Origin of the sequence: Nostoc sp. CALU 1950 (assembly GCF_051172895.1) — a bacterium.
Lineage (GTDB): Bacteria > Cyanobacteriota > Cyanobacteriia > Cyanobacteriales > Nostocaceae > Nostoc > Nostoc edaphicum_A.
In genome coordinates, this window is the sequence record NZ_JBDNJQ010000344.1 from 1 (window position 1) to 2,025 (window position 2,025).

At 42.9% G+C, this 2,025-nt stretch carries 2 protein-coding genes and 1 pseudogene; 1 reads left to right on the plus strand and 2 read right to left on the minus strand.

What is annotated here, in order from left to right:
- Positions 1-45: 45 nt before the first annotated feature.
- Positions 46-174, minus strand: a complete 129-nt coding sequence (locus ABF638_RS37765) for a hypothetical protein (RefSeq protein ID WP_435027851.1) — start codon at positions 172-174, stop codon at positions 46-48.
- A gap of 383 nt (positions 175-557) precedes the next feature.
- Here ABF638_RS37765 and ABF638_RS37770 point away from each other — a divergent pair.
- Positions 558-692 (plus strand): annotated as a pseudogene (locus tag ABF638_RS37770) (ISKra4 family transposase); the annotation flags it as partial.
- Between the two features lie 69 nt (positions 693-761).
- Here the strand turns inward: ABF638_RS37770 and aroF are convergent.
- Entirely contained in the window at positions 762-1,862 is a 1,101-nt protein-coding gene (gene aroF, locus ABF638_RS37775; protein ID WP_435027852.1) for a 3-deoxy-7-phosphoheptulonate synthase, read from the minus strand.
- Between the last annotated feature and the right edge of the window lie 163 nt (positions 1,863-2,025).

The window sequence follows — 2,025 nt, forward strand, 5'->3', positions numbered from 1 at the left end:
CCTAGATCATATTGTATATTGATTTGTGTAATTAATTTTGTTTGATTACTTACCTCCACTCAGTTGAAGAAAATCACTAGCTAGAAGCGTTTCACTTAGGTCTGGACGGCGATTGACTCGTACCTGAAAATCTGCATTAACGCTACCGAGAGATATTATGCTTCCCTGACTCATGATGTCTTGTGTTTTTAGATTCCATAGGAGATTGTCAGCCGCCAGACTGCGAAGACAATCTCATTATTTGCATTAAAGCCTTTTGTATCAATACAAGCATCTAGCTTAAGTTCACTTCCCTACCGTAGTAAAACTTGCTAGAGGTATCTTGGAATCGTAGAAAACTCCTTTGAGATTGTCTTTTTAGCGAACACAATTAAGGCTTTAATCTCGACTCTCTTCAAGATGAAGGGGAGTGCGATCGCTGCGATTGCAATCGGGAGCATCCCTATTTGGCAAGAAGACGAAAGAAAGGGGAAAATATTCGTGATGATGACTCGCGAATTAAGGTGGGACTGTACAAATGCAGTCCATAACTGAGAAAATTATGGCAGCCAGAGAGCATGGTTAAAACAATGACACCAGAAGATAAAAAACTTTTAGAAGCCCACATCCAAGAGATAGCCAAAATCCTTTATAAAAACACCCCATCCGAAAAAATCGAAACATTAAAGTTGATGAAAACCCGATCAACAGATTCTTTCGTCTAAAGAATCCGTTGATCGGGTTTAGCCGTTTGCAAAAAATCGGTCAAGATTACACTCTATCTACTTTGAGAGTTCTGGTGTGAAGAGAATGCGGCTGTCATTAATGCTATCAAACGTAGGTGTAGACCAGCGATCGAATACTTTGCCTAGAATTGACATTTCTTGAACTAAGCGGTCAAATTTATCAGGGGTGAGAGATTGAGGCCCATCGGATAAAGCTTTTGCGGGATTGGGGTGAACTTCAATCATTAAGGCATCTGTACCAGCTGCGATCGCAGCCATTGCCATCGATGGCACATATTCAGACCTACCCGTACCATGACTAGGATCAATCATAATCGGTAAATGGGTTAGCGATCGCAATACCGGAAGCACTGATAAATCTAAAGTATTCCGGGCATATTTACCATCAAAGGTTCTAATTCCCCGTTCACAAAGAATTACATTTGGGTTTCCAGATGCCAAAATATATTCTGCTGCCATTAACCACTCATCAATTGTCGCAGACATCCCCCGCTTGAGTAGCACTGGTTTATCTTGAGCGCCTACCTTTTTCAACAGCGAGAAGTTGTGCATATTCCTAGCTCCGATTTGGATTATGTCAGCTGTTCTCGCCACTGCTGATAAATCCGCAGCATCCATCAATTCTGTGACGATACCCAAACCAGTAGCTTCCCGCGCTGCTGCTAATAAATCTAAAGCGCTTTCACCATAACCTTGAAAGGCATAAGGTGAGGTGCGGGGTTTATAGGCTCCGCCACGGAGAAACTTTGCTCCGGCTGCCTTCACCCGCTTTGCTGTTTCGACAATCATCGCTTCATTTTCAACGGAACAAGGCCCAGCTACAACTACGATCGGGTGATGTTCGCCAAAATAGACATCACCGTTAGGTGTAGGTACAACAACTTCGCTGGCTTCTCCATGTCGGAATTCTCGGCTTACCCGCTTGAAAGGTTGTTGCACTCGTAATACTTGTTCAATCCAAGGACTGAATTCTTGAACCTGTAATTTATCGATGCTGGTGGTATCACCAATTAGCCCTAGCACAACTTTATGAGTGCCAATGCTTTTTTCTACCGTGACTTTCCAAGTGTCACTCAGTTCTTCGCTAATGCGAGTAATTTCCTCAACAGGTGTACCGCTTTTAAGTATGATAATCATCTGTTTTTCCTTGTGTAAGTTATTGGGTGTAATATATTGACCCCTCTCCAAACCTCTCCCCGAAACGGCTACGGTGTAGACACATCTTTCTATAAAACCAAAATCGTCGTAGATCCCCCTAAATCCCCCTTAAAAAGGGGGACTTTGAGAGCTTTTTGCCCCC

What these genes read in the sequence shown, in the direction of transcription:
- ABF638_RS37765 (WP_435027851.1), bottom strand. Translation starts at nt 174, where the DNA reads ATGAGTCAGGGAAGCATAATATCTCTCGGTAGCGTTAATGCAGATTTT.
- aroF (WP_435027852.1), bottom strand. Translation starts at nt 1,862, where the DNA reads ATGATTATCATACTTAAAAGCGGTACACCTGTTGAGGAAATTACTCGC.